At 58.3% G+C, this 15,682-nt stretch carries 12 protein-coding genes and 5 tRNA genes; all 17 read left to right on the top strand.

The window, feature by feature from the left end; all coding sequences use genetic code 11:
• Positions 1-39 precede the first annotated feature (39 nt).
• Positions 40-115: transfer RNA gene (locus DAAHT2_RS07505), tRNA-Thr, on the top strand.
• Between the two features lie 65 nt (positions 116-180).
• A tRNA-Tyr gene (locus DAAHT2_RS07500) sits at positions 181-265 on the top strand.
• Positions 266-304: 39 nt separating this feature from the next.
• A tRNA-Gly gene (locus DAAHT2_RS07495) sits at positions 305-380 on the top strand.
• A 60-nt stretch (positions 381-440) separates the two neighbouring features.
• Positions 441-516: transfer RNA gene (locus DAAHT2_RS07490), tRNA-Thr, on the top strand.
• Positions 517-580: 64 nt separating this feature from the next.
• On the top strand, positions 581-1,771 hold the full coding sequence (gene tuf, locus DAAHT2_RS07485) for an elongation factor Tu (protein ID WP_013163677.1): 1,191 nt from the start codon (positions 581-583) through the stop codon (positions 1,769-1,771).
• A gap of 29 nt (positions 1,772-1,800) precedes the next feature.
• Positions 1,801-1,950: a 50S ribosomal protein L33 gene (gene rpmG / locus DAAHT2_RS07480; RefSeq protein WP_013163689.1), complete on the top strand. Its 150-nt coding sequence runs from the start codon at positions 1,801-1,803 to the stop codon at positions 1,948-1,950.
• 18 nt (positions 1,951-1,968) lie between these two features.
• A tRNA-Trp gene (locus DAAHT2_RS07475) sits at positions 1,969-2,045 on the top strand.
• A 134-nt stretch (positions 2,046-2,179) separates the two neighbouring features.
• Complete coding sequence (secE, locus tag DAAHT2_RS07470; protein WP_013163688.1) at positions 2,180-2,431, top strand: preprotein translocase subunit SecE; 252 nt, start codon at positions 2,180-2,182, stop codon at positions 2,429-2,431.
• A gap of 279 nt (positions 2,432-2,710) precedes the next feature.
• Positions 2,711-3,241 (top strand): transcription termination/antitermination protein NusG, encoded by a 531-nt coding sequence (gene nusG, locus DAAHT2_RS07465; protein ID WP_013163687.1) that lies wholly within the window; start codon positions 2,711-2,713, stop codon positions 3,239-3,241.
• Between the two features lie 139 nt (positions 3,242-3,380).
• On the top strand, positions 3,381-3,806 hold the full coding sequence (gene rplK / locus DAAHT2_RS07460; RefSeq protein ID WP_013163686.1) for a 50S ribosomal protein L11: 426 nt from the start codon (positions 3,381-3,383) through the stop codon (positions 3,804-3,806).
• A gap of 48 nt (positions 3,807-3,854) precedes the next feature.
• Complete coding sequence (gene rplA, locus DAAHT2_RS07455) at positions 3,855-4,565, top strand: 50S ribosomal protein L1 (RefSeq protein ID WP_013163685.1); 711 nt, start codon at positions 3,855-3,857, stop codon at positions 4,563-4,565.
• A 490-nt stretch (positions 4,566-5,055) separates the two neighbouring features.
• On the top strand, positions 5,056-5,580 hold the full coding sequence (rplJ, locus tag DAAHT2_RS07450) for a 50S ribosomal protein L10 (protein WP_013163684.1): 525 nt from the start codon (positions 5,056-5,058) through the stop codon (positions 5,578-5,580).
• 36 nt (positions 5,581-5,616) lie between these two features.
• Complete coding sequence (gene rplL / locus DAAHT2_RS07445; RefSeq protein ID WP_013163683.1) at positions 5,617-6,003, top strand: 50S ribosomal protein L7/L12; 387 nt, start codon at positions 5,617-5,619, stop codon at positions 6,001-6,003.
• Between the two features lie 283 nt (positions 6,004-6,286).
• Complete coding sequence (rpoB, locus tag DAAHT2_RS07440) at positions 6,287-10,408, top strand: DNA-directed RNA polymerase subunit beta (RefSeq protein WP_013163682.1); 4,122 nt, start codon at positions 6,287-6,289, stop codon at positions 10,406-10,408.
• 69 nt (positions 10,409-10,477) lie between these two features.
• Positions 10,478-14,533, top strand: a complete 4,056-nt coding sequence (gene rpoC, locus DAAHT2_RS07435; RefSeq protein WP_041718876.1) for a DNA-directed RNA polymerase subunit beta' — start codon at positions 10,478-10,480, stop codon at positions 14,531-14,533.
• 191 nt (positions 14,534-14,724) lie between these two features.
• Positions 14,725-15,096, top strand: coding sequence for a 30S ribosomal protein S12 (rpsL, locus tag DAAHT2_RS07430; protein WP_013163680.1), 372 nt, complete (start codon positions 14,725-14,727; stop codon positions 15,094-15,096).
• Between the two features lie 18 nt (positions 15,097-15,114).
• The gene (gene rpsG, locus DAAHT2_RS07425) at positions 15,115-15,588 is read left to right on the top strand and encodes a 30S ribosomal protein S7 (RefSeq protein ID WP_013163679.1); all 474 of its coding nucleotides are present in this window, start codon (positions 15,115-15,117) and stop codon (positions 15,586-15,588) included.
• Positions 15,589-15,682 lie beyond the last annotated feature (94 nt).

The raw sequence follows: 15,682 nt of genomic DNA, 5'->3' as shown, positions 1-15,682 counted from the left end.
GTTTGCCGGTTGAATGTGTAGTATGTCGCGTCTTGCGCAGCTGGCGTAGCTCAACTGGCAGAGCAGCTGATTTGTAATCAGCAGGTTGCGGGTTCAAGTCCCATCGCCAGCTCCAGTTTGGAAGCCGGCAGCCCGTCGCGAGCTGCTTGATTACCATAGTATAGCAACTATTTGTAGTGTGGAGGGGTTCCCGAGCGGTCAAAGGGAACAGACTGTAAATCTGTCGGCAAAGCCTTCGGAGGTTCGAATCCTCCCCCCTCCACCATTTTTTGTTACGGTCCCGGCAAAGCCGGGAACGATAGAGGCGGGAATAGCTCAATTGGTAGAGCATCAGCCTTCCAAGCTGAGGGTTGCGGGTTCGAGACCCGTTTCCCGCTCCAGCCTGTTATTGGCCGCCGGGCACTGTCCCGGCGTTGGTGTTTTGCTGTTTCGCATAAGTTGCCCACGTAGCTCAGCAGGTAGAGCACTTCCTTGGTAAGGAAGAGGTCACCGGTTCAAGTCCGGTCGTGGGCTCCATCAGAATTTATGACCGTTTCCGGTCGCGAACAAACCATGATCAAGTGCGCTGAGGAGAAGACCCATGGCAAAAGAGAAATTTGAACGCAAGAAGCCGCATGTCAACATCGGCACCATCGGCCATATCGACCACGGAAAGACGACGCTGACGGCGGCTCTTACCCGGGTGCTGTCGACCAAGGGTTACGCCAACGCAACGGCGTTTGATCAGATTGACAAGGCGCCGGAAGAGAAGGAGCGCGGTATTACCATCGCCACTTCCCATGTGGAGTACGAGTCCGATTCTCGCCACTATGCCCATGTGGACTGCCCGGGTCACGCCGACTATATTAAAAACATGATCACCGGTGCGGCGCAGATGGACGGCGCCATCCTGGTGGTGGGCGCCGACGACGGCCCCATGCCGCAGACCCGGGAGCACATCCTGCTGGCTCGCCAGGTAGGTGTCCCGTCCATCGTGGTATTCCTCAACAAGTGCGACATGGTAGATGATCCGGAGCTGATCGAGCTGGTGGAGATGGAGCTGCGCGAGTTGTTGAGCAAGTACGACTTCCCCGGCGACGATACCCCGATCATCCACGGCAGTGCCCTGAAGGCCCTGGAGAACCCCGAGGACGAAGCGGCCACCAAGCCGATCTGGGACCTGGTTGCAGCCTGCGACAGCTTTATTCCCGAGCCCAAGCGTGACGTGGATCTGCCTTTTCTGATGCCGGTGGAGGACGTGTTCTCCATCTCCGGTCGCGGCACGGTGGCCACCGGTCGGATCGAGCGCGGGGTGGTTAAGGTGGGTGAGGAGATCGAGATTGTCGGTATCCGCCCGACCCAGAAGACCACGGTGACCGGGGTCGAGATGTTCCGCAAGATCCTTGATGAGGGTCAGGCCGGCGACAACGTGGGCGTACTGCTGCGCGGCACCAAGCGTGACGAGATTGAGCGCGGACAGGTTCTGGCCAAGCCGGGGAGCATCACCCCGCACACCAAGTTCCAGGCCGAGTGCTATATTCTGAGCAAGGAAGAAGGTGGCCGCCATACCCCGTTTTTCAACGGTTACCGGCCGCAGTTTTACTTCCGGACCACCGACGTGACCGGGGTTGTGACCCTGGGCGAGGGCGTGGAGATGGTAATGCCCGGTGACAACGTCACCGTCGAAGCCGAACTGATCACCCCCATCGCCATGGATGAGGGCCTGCGCTTTGCCATCCGTGAAGGCGGCCGTACCGTGGGCGCCGGGGTTATCAATAAGATCATCGCCTGATTTGGCAGCGTTAAAGGGAAGACAGGACCATGAGAGATATCATTACCCTGGGATGCGGGACCTGCAAGCGCCGCAATTACACCAGCACCAAAAACAAGCGGCGGACTCCCAACAAACTGGAGTTCAAGAAATATTGTCCCTTCTGCCGGTCCCACACGCCGCACAAGGAAACCAAATAGCAGCTAAGCAGTGAGTACAGGCCAGTAGCTCTAATTGGTAGAGCATCGGACTCCAAATCCGAGGGCTGGGGGTTCGAATCCCTCCTGGCCTGCCAAGAAAAAGCCGCCGCCTGGCATGTAACAGTGCCGGCGGCCTGAAGACCCGGATAAGCAAGCCCGGCGGCATACCCAGGTATGACCGCCTGGATTGCTTTGCGGGCTGCATAAAGGCAATGGGAGCGACGAGTTTATGGCGGCCAAAGCAGAAGAAAGCAAAAGCAGGCAGCCCGAGGTTCATAAGCCGGGTGCCGGCTCGCGGCTGACTCAGATCAGGCAGTTTATGTCTGAGGTGCGCCAGGAGTTCGGCAAGGTGGTTTGGCCGGCCAAGAAACAAACGATAATGTCCACCACTGTAGTGATTGCCCTGGTGATCGTGGTTGCGATCTACCTGGGCTCCATCGACCTGGTGCTGGGCAAGCTGGTCGGCGCAATCTTGCGCTGAGCCGGGCGTTGACCGCAAACAAGCTCGAGAGCCGGAGTGAGCTGGCTGCTAGAGGGTCGGTTGGGGTATTGAGTGACTCCTTGCGGCACATGCCTGGGTGATTACGTTAAACGTAACCGATCACCAGGTACTAACTTACCGGTCTAACGGGCCGTAATCGTTCAGCAGTGCCGCAGATTCGGGCAAGCAGCCAGGCGCCGCGTACAGCGGTACTCAAGCCTGGCTGATCGCCCGAAGGTGCGGTGCTGCTGAACGATTACCGTTAAACAGAGGGAACTCATGGCACGACGCTGGTACATACTGCATACCTACTCAGGATTTGAGGAGCAGGTAAAGACCGCCTTACAGGAACGGATCAAGAACGCCGGCCAGGAAGAGATGTTCGGGGAGATTCTGGTGCCCACCGAGCAGGTGGTGGAGATGGTGAAGGGGGCAAGAAAAACCTCTTCCCGCAAATTTTTTCCCGGTTATATCCTGGTCAACGTCGATCTTAACGAGGAGACCTGGCACACGGTTCGCGGTACCCCCAAGGTGACCGGGTTTATCGGCAACGACCTCAACCCCGAGCCCCTGGCCGACGAAGATGCCATGAAAATCATCGGCCGGATTCAGGACGGCGCATTGAAGCCCAAGCCCAAGGTTTCCTTCGAGGAAGGAGATCAGGTGCGGGTGGTGGATGGCCCCTTTGCCAACTTCCAGGGCGTGGTTGACGAGGTTAATCCGGAAAAGGGCCGCGTCCGGGTGAGGGTATCTATTTTCGGCCGCGAGACCCCGGTAGAGCTGGAATTTATTCAGGTTTCCAAGATATAACAGCGGTGGCCATTGTCTTTGGCCGCTGTTTGAGCATCACCATTAGCAGCAGGGGAGCCCGCCTTTTATCATGCCTGGCGGGTGTTAAGACCCATCATTAACGTGGCCGGTCAATGACCTGGCCAAGGAGTACAGCATCATGGCGAAAAAGATTCAAGGGTACATCAAACTGCAGATTCCAGCCGGGAAGGCCAATCCTTCACCGCCGGTAGGCCCTGCCCTGGGCCAGCACGGGGTCAATATCATGGAATTCTGTAAAGCCTTCAATGCCAGGACCCAGGCGGAAGGTGACACCATCATCCCGGTGGTAATCACGGTTTTCGTTGACAAGTCCTTTACCTTTGTCACCAAGACCCCGCCGGCCTCAACCCTCCTGTTCAAGACTCTCAACCTCAAGAAGGGCTCCAGCCATCCCAAAAAAGAGAGGGTGGCCAAGGTCAGCCGGGACCAGATTCGGGAAATTGCGGAAAAGAAAATGCCCGACCTTAACTGCTACAATATCGAGCAGGCCATGAAGATTGTTGAAGGTACGGCCAGAAGCTGCGGTATTACGGTGGTTGACTAAAATCAGCGGTATTCGCTAAAAAAAATCCCGAAGATGGAGTGATAAGTCATGGCACAGAGAGGCAAAAAATATAATAACAGCTCGCAGCTACGTGACAACCTTAAACTGTATGAGCTTGATGAGGCCCTTGAGCAGATGCTTAAGGCCAAATACGCCAAATTTGACGAATCGGTGGATGTGGCCTTGCGCCTGGGGGTAGACCCCCGTCATGCCGACCAGATGGTGCGCAGCAGTATGGTACTGCCCAACGGGACCGGGAAAACCTCTCGTATTCTGGTGTTCGCCAAAGGCGACAAGGTGCAGGAAGCGCTGGACGCCGGGGCCGATTATGCCGGCGGCGATGAGTACGTGGAAAAGATCCAGGGAGGCTGGTTGGAGTTCGATAAAACCATTGCCACCCCGGATATGATGGGTACGGTGGGTAAGATCGGCCGGGTGCTGGGGCCGCGCAATTTAATGCCCAATGCCAAGCTGGGTACCGTCACCTTTGATGTGGCCCGGGTGGTTGCGGAAATGAAGGCTGGTAAAATTGACTTCAAGGTCGACAAGGCCGGGGTATTGCACGCCATGGTCGGCAAGTCTTCATTCGGCCCAGAGAAGCTCAAGGAAAATATTCTGGCCTTTATCGATAAGATTGTCCAGCTTAAACCGGCCACCAGCAAAGGCGTTTATCTGCGCGGGGCCAGTATTTCCACCACCATGGGGCCGGGTTTTCGGCTCGACCCGGTGGCCGTGCGGGCGGAAGCTAAAAAGGCCTGAGCGGCAGAAGCGGTAACTTTGCCCTGGCAGCAGGACGGCAAGGGAGTTTTGCAGACCAGCTGCCTTTCTTAAACCTTAACACCCTGGTTGTCCCACGGGCTGTTAGGGCTGCCAGGGCTTGACATATAAACGTAGTGAGGTGTGTGTTCCCCTGGTCCGCATGGGCGCCAAGGCGTCAATCCGGGGAAGGTGCGCCCGAGTGAGCAGTTAGGGCATCGAAGACAGCAGGTATCATTAATTGATTTAAGCGGCACCAGCGGTGCCGGCCTGCCGAGATGGACAAAAATCGTCGTTGCCGGGTTTAATTCCGGTGGCGACGGGGCAAAACAAACAACAGTGGTCGGGCTGAACCCTGACCGACTGTTTATTTAGGTTGGCGCCGGCGGCCATTATGTCCGGCTGCAACCGTAATCCGCCCCTCCTGTCTGTTGCTGTCGATCTCCACTGCTTGTGGCCCTTAAACCCATTGCATTACAAGGAGGTTGAGAATTTGAAGCGAGAGGAAAAAGCTGAGGTGGTGCAGGAGTTGAGCGCCAGTTTTGCCAAGGCAAAATTGGCGGTGCTCACCGACTACCGGGGCTTGACCGTCAGCTCGATGCAGCAGCTCAGGCGTGAATTGCGTGACATTTCCGCCGAGCTCAAGGTGGCCAAAAACACCTTGCTGAACCGGGCAATTCAGGGAACTCCCTTTGAGCCCTTGAGCGGTCATCTAAAAGGCAACACCGCGCTTACTCTGAGTGAAGTCGACCCAGTGGCGCCGGCCAAGGTGCTGACCAAGTTTGCCAAAGATAACCCCAAGCTGGTGATCAAGACCGCCGTCCTGGACGGCAAAGAGCTCACTCCCGATGATTTGACCGCTCTGTCCAAGCTGCCGGGGATCAACGAGCTGCGGGCTCAGTTCCTGGGTCTGCTGCAGGCTGTACCCACCGGTTTTGTCCGGGTACTCAACGGTGTGCCGCAGAAGGCGGTTTACCTGTTGCAGGCGATCAAAGAGCAGAAAGAACAAACCAATTAATTTACTGGTTCTCAGTATAACAGGAGGATTTGAATCATGGCTGTAACCAAGGAAGATGTTGTTGAGTTTATCTCCAATATGAGCGTGCTCGAACTGTCCGAGCTGATCAAGGAACTGGAAGAGAAGTTCGGCGTTTCCGCCGCCGCCCCGGTGGCGGTAGCTGCCGGTCCGGCTGCTGCTGGTGGTGATGCCGGTGCCGCCGCTGAAGAAAAGACCGAATTTGACGTTATCCTGGCCTCTGCCGGTGACAAAAAGATCGGGGTGATCAAGGAAGTTCGCGCCATCACCTCTCTTGGTCTTAAAGAAGCCAAGGAACTGGTTGAAGGTGCCCCCAAGCCGATCAAGGAAGGGGTAACCAAGGAAGAAGCCGAAGAGATCAAGAAAAAGATCGAGGAAGCCGGCGGCACGGTGGAAATCAAATAAGTATCTCAAACTTGCCTGCCCGGAGCCACTCCGGGGTAGGAACCGGCCGCATACGGTTGGTGCCTGCCCGGAGAGGCCCGGTACAGCAACGATCAGCAGCAACGCTGCAGGGTGTGCAACCCGGCGGCGTTGTTGCGTTTTTCGTTTCTTGCCCTCGCATGACCCCGTTTGCCGGCGGGCTGTCATGCGGCCCCATGGGGCAACCGCCGGAATTAGTGGCCTTTGTGCCGCCGCCCGGCGGCCGCCATGTCCAGCTCTCAACAAAACACGAGGGTATTTCTGAATGCAGATGACCAGACGAATCCGCAAGAACTTTGCCAAAACCAGGGCGATAGTTGAGAAACCGCATCTTATCGAGATGCAGAGCCGTTCCTACGAAAAGTTTCTGCAGATGGAAACTCCTCCGGACCAGCGCCTTGATGAAGGGCTGCAGGGGATCTTCAAGAGTGTGTTCCCCATCAAGGACTTCAAGGATGCCTGTTCCCTGGAATTTGTCAACTACACTTTTGGTGAGCCCAAGTACACCGTTGAGGAGTGTATCCAGCGGGGGCTGACCTTCGAAGTGCCGGTCAAGATGACGGTACGTCTGGTCACCTATGACACCGATCCTGACAGCGGGGCCCAGAGCATCCGTGATATTAAGGAGCAGTCGGTTTACCTGGGCAGTATTCCGCTGATGACCAAGGCCGGGGTGTTTGTAATCAACGGCACCGAGCGGGTTATTGTCAGCCAGCTGCAGCGCTCGCCGGGCCTTTTCTATACCCATGACGGGGGCAAGACCCATGCCGGCGGCAAGCTGTTGTACTCCGCCCGTATTATCCCGGTGCGCGGCTCCTGGGTGGACCTGGAGTTTGACGCCAAAGATATTCTTTATGTCCGTATCGACCGCCGCCGCAAGTTCCCGGTCACCACTCTGCTCAAGACCTTAGGCTACGGCAGCGAAGATCTGCTGCGCTATTTCTACCAGATCGAATCGGTCAGTATTGAAGAAGGCAAGCTGAAAAAGGGCTTTGACCCTGAAACCATGGTGGGCCAGCGTCTGCCCCACGACCTGATCAGCCCCGCCGATGGCGAAGTGCTGGCTCGCAAGGGCCGCAAGGTGGGTAAGGCTTTGGCGCGCAAGATTGCCGATGCCGGGATTACCGGCCTGGAGATTGAGGCCGCCGACCTGGTGGGCAAGGTTACCGCCAGCCCGGTGGTTAACCCCGAGACCGGCGAGATCATGATCCCGGTTAATACCGAACTCAGCGAAACCATGCTGGAGGAAATTAGTGCCGCCGGGGTTAAAAACTTTGATATTTTGCTGATCGACGGCATCAAGGTCAGCGACTCGTTCCGCAAAACCCTGGCCCTGGACCGGGTGGAGAGCCGGGAAGACGCGTTGATCGAAATTTATCGCCGCTTGCGCCCCAGCAGCCCGCCGACCCTGGAAGTGGCGGAAAGCTTTTTTAACAATCTCTTTTTCAGCCCGGAACTTTACGATCTCTCGGTGGTGGGGCGCTTCAAATTGAATGCCCGCCTGGGGATCGATACCGATATCAATATTCGTACCCTGACCGTGGAGGATATCATGCTGGCGGTGCTGCACCTGGTGCGGCTCAAGGACAGCCAGGGCCCCATCGATGATATCGATCATCTGGGCAACCGTCGGGTGCGTACGGTGGGCGAACTGGTGGAAAACCAGTACCGCATGGGGCTGGTGCGCATGGAGCGGGCCATCAAGGAGCGGATGAGCCTCCAGGAGGTGGAAAGCCTGATGCCCCACGACCTGATCAACCCCAAGCCGATTACCGCGGCGATCAAGGAGTTTTTCGGGACCAGCCAGCTCTCCCAGTTCATGGATCAGACCAACCCCCTGTCGGAAGTCACCCACAAGCGGCGCTTGAGTGCCCTGGGACCCGGTGGTCTTTCCCGGGAGCGGGCCGGCTTCGAGGTGCGCGATGTGCATCCCACCCATTATGGTCGGATCTGCCCGGTTGAGACCCCGGAAGGCCCCAACATCGGCCTGATCGTCTCGTTGGCCTCTTATGCCCGGGTCAATGAGTACGGTTTCATTGAAACCCCTTACCGCAAGGTGGAAAACCGCAAGGTCAGCAACCAGATCGAATACATGACCGCGCTTGACGAGGAAGATCAGGTCATCGCCCCGGCTCGCAGCGAGACCGACGGCAAGGGTAAGCTGGTTGACGGGCCGCTGATTGCCCGCCAGGCCGGCGAGGTAATGATCAGCATCGCCGACGAAGTAACCTACATGGACGTCTCTCCCAATCAGCTGGTGAGCGTTGGGGCCTCGCTGGTTCCTTTCCTGGAAAACGACGACGCCAACCGGGCCCTGATGGGTTCCAACATGCAACGCCAGGGTGTGCCCTTGTTGCGTTCCGAGGCTCCCCTGGTGGGAACCGGGCTGGAAAGCGCGGTGGCCCAGGACTCCGGGGTTTGTCTGCTGGCCGGCGGCGACGGGGTGGTGGAAGAGGTGGACGCCAACCGCATCGTGGTCCGCTACGATGAGCCGGGCACCGATGGTTTTACCACCGGCATCGGCATCTATCGGCTGGAAAAGTACAAGAAGTCCAACCAGAATACCTGCTTTACCCAGCGGCCGCTGGTGGAGCCCGGTGTGCGGGTGAAAAAGGGTGATATCCTGGCCGACGGTCCGGCCTGCGATCATGGTGAGCTGGCCCTGGCCAAGAATGTCACCGTGGCCTTCATGCCCTGGCGCGGCTATAACTACGAAGACTCTATTCTGGTTAACGAACGGCTGCTGAAAAATGACACCTATACCTCTTTCCATATCGAAGTTTTTGAAACCGTGGCCCGGGATACCAAGCTGGGCAAGGAAGAGGTGACCCGGGATATTCCCAACGTCAGCGAGGAGGCCCTGCGCAACCTCGATGAATCGGGGATCGTGCGGGTCGGGGCGGAGATCAAGGCCGGCGATATCCTGGTGGGCAAGATCACCCCCAAGGGGGAAACCCAGCTGTCGCCGGAAGAGAAACTGCTGCGGGCCATTTTCGGCGAAAAGGCCGGCGATGTAAAAGATACCTCGTTGCGCGTACCCCCCGGCGTCGAAGGGGTGGTGGTGGATGCCAAGGTATTCTCCCGTAAAGGGGTGGAGAAGGATGAACGCAGCTTGGCCATTGAAGAGGCCGAGATCAAGGCGCTGGAGCGCGACCTTGAGGATGAACTCAACCTGCTGGCCCGGAGTGTACGCAACGGCCTGGCCGACCTGCTGGTGGGCAAGAAGGTCAAAAATGCGGTGAAGAATCGCAAGGGCGAAGAGCTGCTGGCCAAAGACAAAAAAATCACCCGGGAAGTGCTGGAGAAACTGAGCCCGTCGGAAATCAAGAAACTTGACTACGCCGGCCGGGACAGCCTGGAAGGGGAAATCAACCTCCTTTTCGATCGTCACGACAGCCAGGTGAAGATGGTCCGCAGCCGTTACGAGGCCCGTATTGCCCGGCTGCAGAAGGGTGATGATCTGCCCCCCGGGGTGATCAGGATGGTCAAGGTTTACTTGGCCATCAAGCGCAAACTGGCGGTGGGCGACAAGATGGCTGGTCGCCACGGCAACAAAGGTGTGGTCTCGCGGATTTTACCGGAAGAGGACATGCCCTACTTTGCCGACGGCACGGCGGTTGACATCGTGCTCAACCCGCTGGGCGTGCCTTCGCGGATGAACGTGGGACAGTTGCTGGAGATTCACCTGGGGCTGGCCGCCAAGAAACTCGGTGAGCAGGTCCAGCGCCTGGCCCAGACCCGTGATCTTGCGGCGGTCAAGAAGAAGCTGGCGGCGGTGTACAGCAAAGAGGAATATGAGCAACTGCTGGCCGACCTGACTGATGATGATCTGCTGGAACTGGCCTCCCGCATGGGCAAAGGGCTGCATATGGCCACCCCGGTGTTCGACGGGGCCCAGGAGGAAGAGATCCGGCGTCTGCTGGTGGAGGCGGGCCTGGACGAGATCGGCCAGCTCGATCTTTACGACGGCCTGACCGGCGAGAAGTTCGACAACCAGGTCACCGTCGGGTCCATGTATATGTTGAAGCTGCACCATCTGGTGGACGACAAAATCCACGCTCGCTCCACCGGTCCCTACTCGCTGGTCACTCAGCAGCCCCTGGGCGGTAAGGCCCAGTTCGGCGGCCAGCGGCTGGGTGAGATGGAAGTCTGGGCCATGGAGGCCTACGGGGCGGCTTACACCCTGCAGGAGTTCCTCACCGTCAAGTCCGACGACGTGGGTGGCCGGACCAAGATGTATGAGCGCATCGTCAAAGGCAACAACTTCCTGGAGGCGGGATTGCCCGAATCCTTCCACGTACTGGTCAAGGAACTGCAGGGGCTCTGCCTGGACATGGAGTTGCTGGATGAGCTGCCGCCGGTCCGAGAAAACGAAAAAGAGCAGTAACAAGCCGGCTGTTAAGAGATGTTTTCGACCTGTAGCTTGGGTCCTTTAAATAGAGAGAAAGGTGTTGCCGTGGAAGAACTTTTCAGCTTTTTCGCCAAACCGAAATCACCGACCAAATTCAAGGCTGTCCGCATCGCCACCGCCAGCCCGGAGAAGATCCGGGACTGGTCCCACGGCGAGGTCAAAAAGCCGGAAACCATCAACTACCGGACCTTCAAGCCCGAGCGTGACGGGCTGTTCTGCGCCAAAATATTTGGCCCGGTCAAGGATTACGAGTGCAACTGCGGCAAGTACAAGCGGATGAAACACCGCGGTGTGGTCTGCGAAAAGTGCGGGGTGGAGGTTATCCAGTCCAAGGTGCGCCGCGAGCGGATGGGGCATATCCAGCTGGCGGCCCCGGTGGCCCACATCTGGTTCTTAAAAAGCCTGCCCAGCAAAATCGGCAACCTGCTGGATATGACCTTAAAGGAGCTGGAAAAGGTTCTATACTTTGACTCCTACGTGGTCATCAGTTCCACCGAACCCACCATCACCCCCGGCAGCCTGCTCAGCGAAGAAGATTACCGCCAGGCCCGGGAGACCTTCCCGGACAAGTTCAAGGTGGGCATCGGGGCTGCGGCGGTGCGGGAGATGCTGGCGGCCATCGACCTGGCCGAGTTGTCCAATCAGTTGCGGACCGAGATGCGGGAAACCGGTTCCGAGGCCAAGCGGAAGAAGCTGGCCAAACGCCTTAACGTCACCGAGGCCTTCCTGGAGTCCGGCAACCGGCCGGAGTGGATGATTCTCGAGGTGATCCCGGTACTGCCGCCCGATCTCCGGCCCCTGGTGCCCCTGGAAGGGGGGCGTTTTGCCACCTCCGATCTCAACGATCTTTACCGCCGGGTGATCAACCGCAACAATCGCCTGAAGCGCTTGCTGGAGCTGGATGCGCCGGAGATTATCATCCGCAACGAAAAACGGATGCTTCAGGAGGCGGTGGATGTGCTCTTTGACAACGGCAGGCGGGGCAAGGTGATCACCGGCCCCAACAAGCGGCCGTTGAAATCGCTCTCCGACATGCTCAAGGGCAAACAGGGCCGCTTTCGCCAGAACCTGCTGGGTAAACGGGTGGATTATTCCGGCCGGAGCGTTATCGTGGTCGGTCCGCACCTGCGCCTGCACCAGTGCGGCCTGCCCAAGAAGATGGCCCTGGAGCTCTTCAAACCCTTTATCTACAACCGCCTGGAGGCCAAGGGGCTGGTTACCACCATTAAAAGCGCCCGCAAGATGGTGGAAAAGGGCACCAAAGAGGTCTGGGACGTACTGGATGAGGTGGTCAGCGAATACCCGGTGATTCTCAACCGGGCGCCCACCCTGCACCGTCTGGGGATGCAGGCCTTTGAGCCGATCCTGGTGGAGGGCAAGGCCATTCAACTCCATCCTCTGGTCTGTACCGCCTTCAACGCCGACTTCGACGGCGACCAGATGGCGGTGCATGTGCCCCTGACCGTGGAGGCGCAGATGGAGGCCCGGGTGTTGATGATGTCCACCAACAACATCCTCTCGCCGGCCAACGGTGAGCCCATCATTATTCCCTCCCAGGATATTGTGCTGGGGCTTTACTATCTCACCCGGGAGCGTTTTTTCGCCAAAGGTGAAGGTAAATGCTTCAGCTCGCCGGCGGAGGTCAGTCTGGCTAACGACTTCGGCGAGGTGCACCTGCAGGCCCGGGTCAAGGTGCGGGTCAACGGGGAGCTGGTTGATACCACGCCCGGCCGCATTCTGGTGGGTGAGCTGCTGCCCGCCGGGCTGCCCTTTTCTCTGGTCAACCAGAACCTGGGCAAGAAGCAGCTGGCCAAAATCATCGACTACTCTTATCGCCACGCCGGCACCAAGGCCACGGTAATTTTGGCCGACCGGCTCAAAGACATGGGTTATGAGTACTCCACCCGGGCGGCGATCTCGATTTGCCTCAACGACATGAAGATCCCGGTGAGCAAGGACGAGCTGCTGGAAAAGGCCGAAGCCCAGGTGCTGGACGTCGACCAGCAGTACCGCGACGGTCTCATTACCCCCGGCGAAAAGTACAACAAGGTAGTAGATATCTGGTCCCGGACCACCGACCAGGTGGCCAACGACATGATGGACGAGATGAAGATCGACTACCTGCGGGACAAAGACAAAAAACTGGTGGAGCAGCCCAGCTTCAACTCCATCTTCATCATGGCCGACTCCGGCGCCCGGGGCAGCCGCGACCAGATCAAACAGTTGGCCGGCATGCGGGGCCTGATGGCCAAGCCTTCCGGCGAGATCATCGAAACCCCCATCAAGGCCAACTTCCGGGAAGGCTTGAGCGTGCTGGAGTACTTTACCTCCACCCACGGCGCCCGCAAGGGTCTGGCCGACACCGCCCTGAAAACCGCCAACTCGGGGTATCTTACCCGCCGCCTGGTGGATGTCGCCCAAGATGCCACCATTGTCGAGCGTGACTGCGGCACCCTGGACGGTATCATCATCGAGGCCCTGGTGGAGGGCGGCGAGGTGATTCAGCCGGTGGGCGATCGCATCCTGGGCCGGGTGGCCTTGGACGATATTGTCGATCCCTTCAGCGGCGACACCATCGTCGAGGCCAACGGCGAAATCACCGAAGATAAGGTGGCCTTGATCGATGAGGCCGGCATCGACCGGGTACAGATCCGCTCGGTGCTGACCTGCAAGTCCCAGCGTGGCGTCTGCAGCCTCTGCTACGGCCGTGATCTGGGCCGCGGCCATATGGTCAATATCGGGGAGGCGGTGGGAATCATTGCCGCCCAGTCCATTGGCGAGCCGGGTACCCAGTTGACCATGCGGACCTTCCATATCGGTGGTACCGCCAGCCGGGCCGCCGAGCAGGCCGAGGTGCGCAGCCGCCACGGCGGTAAGGTGCAGTTCATCAATATGCATACGGTGCGCAACGTCGCCGGGCATCTGGTGGTCATGACCCGCAACGGTGAAGTGGCAATCATCGGCCCCCAGGGCCGGGAGCGGGAGCGCTACCATATCAACTACGGCGCCAATCTTTACGTGGATGAAGGTACGGAAGTGGCACCCGATACCCAGATTGCCGAATGGGATCCCTACACCATTCCGGTGGTCAGCGAGATCGGTGGCCGGGTCAAGTTCGGTGACATCATCGAAGGTGTGACCATGCAGGAACGGGTGGACCCGGTTACCGGTAAGGCCAGCCTGGTGATTACCCAGTCCCGGGCCGGCCAGCATAACCCCCGGATTACCTTGAAGGATGAGCAGAATAAAACCGCCAAGCTACCCAAGACCGGGACCCCCGCCCGCTATTCCCTGCCGGTGGGTACCATCATCGTGGTTAAGGAAGATGATGAGGTGCAACCCGGTACCATCATGGGTAAAATTCCCCGGGAAACCACCAAAACCAAGGACATCACCGGTGGTCTGCCCCGGGTGGCCGAGCTTTTTGAGGTGCGCAAGCCCAAGGAGTACGCGGTCATCAGCGAGATCGACGGCCAGGTCAGCTACGGCAAGGATCTGAAGGGCAAAAAACGGGTGGTCGTCACCCCGGAAGTGGGTGAGCCCAAGGAGTACCTGATCCCCAAAGGCAAGCACGTCATCGTCCACGAGGGTGATTACGTCAAGGCCGGTGAACCGCTGATGGACGGCTCCCCCGATCCCAACGACATCCTCCGGGTGATGGGGGTCAAGGAACTGGCCAAGTTCCTGGTCAACGAGGTCCAGGAGGTTTATCGTCTGCAGGGGGTTAAGATCAACGATAAGCACATCGAGGTTATCGTCCGCCAGATGTTGCGGCGGGTACATATAACCAGCGTGGGAGACTCCACCTTTATGCTCGGCGAACATGTTGAGTGGTGGCGTTTTAACCAGGATAACGAAAAACTGCTGACCGAAGGCGCCCGCCCGGCCACGGCCGAGCCGGTTCTGCTGGGAGTCACCAAGGCATCCCTGTCCACCGACAGCTTTATCTCGGCGGCCTCGTTCCAGGAGACCACCAAGGTATTGACCAATGCGGCCATGGCCGGCAAGGTCGATCTCCTTAACGGCTTGAAGGAGAACGTTATCATGGGCCGCCTTATCCCGGCCGGGACCGGCGTCGAGCGCTACGCCATCGAAGAGTAAACCTGCGGTGCTGCCGCACGTTTACTCGAGTTGGCAGGTGTTTTGATGGTTTTTAGTCAGCGACTTTGGCGGTGCCCCCCTGAGGCAGCGTAATATTTGATTGACAAGGGCGGTTGCTTCGGGTAAACATTCCGTTTTCCCGCATTCGGGCAGAGTGAATTCGGTACGAATAAATTCAGGAGTTGCATGTAATGCCTACAATTAATCAGCTGGTCCGCCAGGGCCGGAAGAAAAGGGTCAAAAAGACCAACACCCCGGCCATGAAGGCTTGCCCCCAGAAGCGTGGGGTTTGTGTGCGGGTATATACCACCACTCCCAAAAAGCCCAACTCGGCTTTGCGTAAAGTGGCCAGGGTGCGGTTGACCAACGGGATTGAGGTTACCTCCTACATTCCCGGTATCGGCCACAACCTGCAGGAGCACTCGGTGGTGCTGATTCGCGGCGGCCGGGTCAAAGACCTTCCCGGCGTTCGCTATCATGTTGTGCGCGGCACCCTGGATACCCTCGGGGTTGCCAACCGCAAGCAGGGTCGTTCCAAGTACGGCGCCAAGCGGCCCAAGTGAGATAGGAGAAGTTAAGAGATGCCGAGACGTAGATTAGTTCCCAAAAGACCGGTAGATCCTGATCCGCGGTTTAACTCCGTGATGGTTTCCAAGTTTATCAACCGGATCATGCTGAACGGTAAGAAAAATACCGCCCGGAGCATTTTTTACGATGCCATGGATCTGTTGGAGTCCCGGGTTAAAGAGGCTTCTCCCATCGAGGTTTTCGAGGGAGCCGTGGATCACATCCGGCCGCGGGTGGAAGTAAAGTCGCGCCGGGTTGGTGGTGCCACCTATCAGGTGCCGGTGGAGGTTCGGCCCGAGCGGCGGAATGCCCTGGCCTTTCGCTGGTTGGTGAATTTCGCCCGGCAACGCCCCGGCAAGTCCATGGCGGAAAAGCTGGCGGCGGAACTGTCCGATGCTTATCAGAATCGCGGCGCGGCGGTAAAGAAAAAGGAAGACACCCATCGGATGGCCGAGGCCAACAAGGCCTTCGCCCACTACCGCTGGTAGTCGCTACTTTTCCTTGACAAGAGAGGGTCGGGCAGGTTAAATACGCCCTTTTTTGCGGACCCGATGAGCGGGGACGGAAAGTCCCGGAAGTCAA

Origin of the sequence: Desulfurivibrio alkaliphilus AHT 2 (genome assembly GCF_000092205.1) — a bacterium.
Classification (GTDB): Bacteria; Desulfobacterota; Desulfobulbia; order Desulfobulbales; family Desulfurivibrionaceae; genus Desulfurivibrio; species Desulfurivibrio alkaliphilus.
This window is presented reverse-complemented; position numbering and strand designations above follow the sequence as displayed.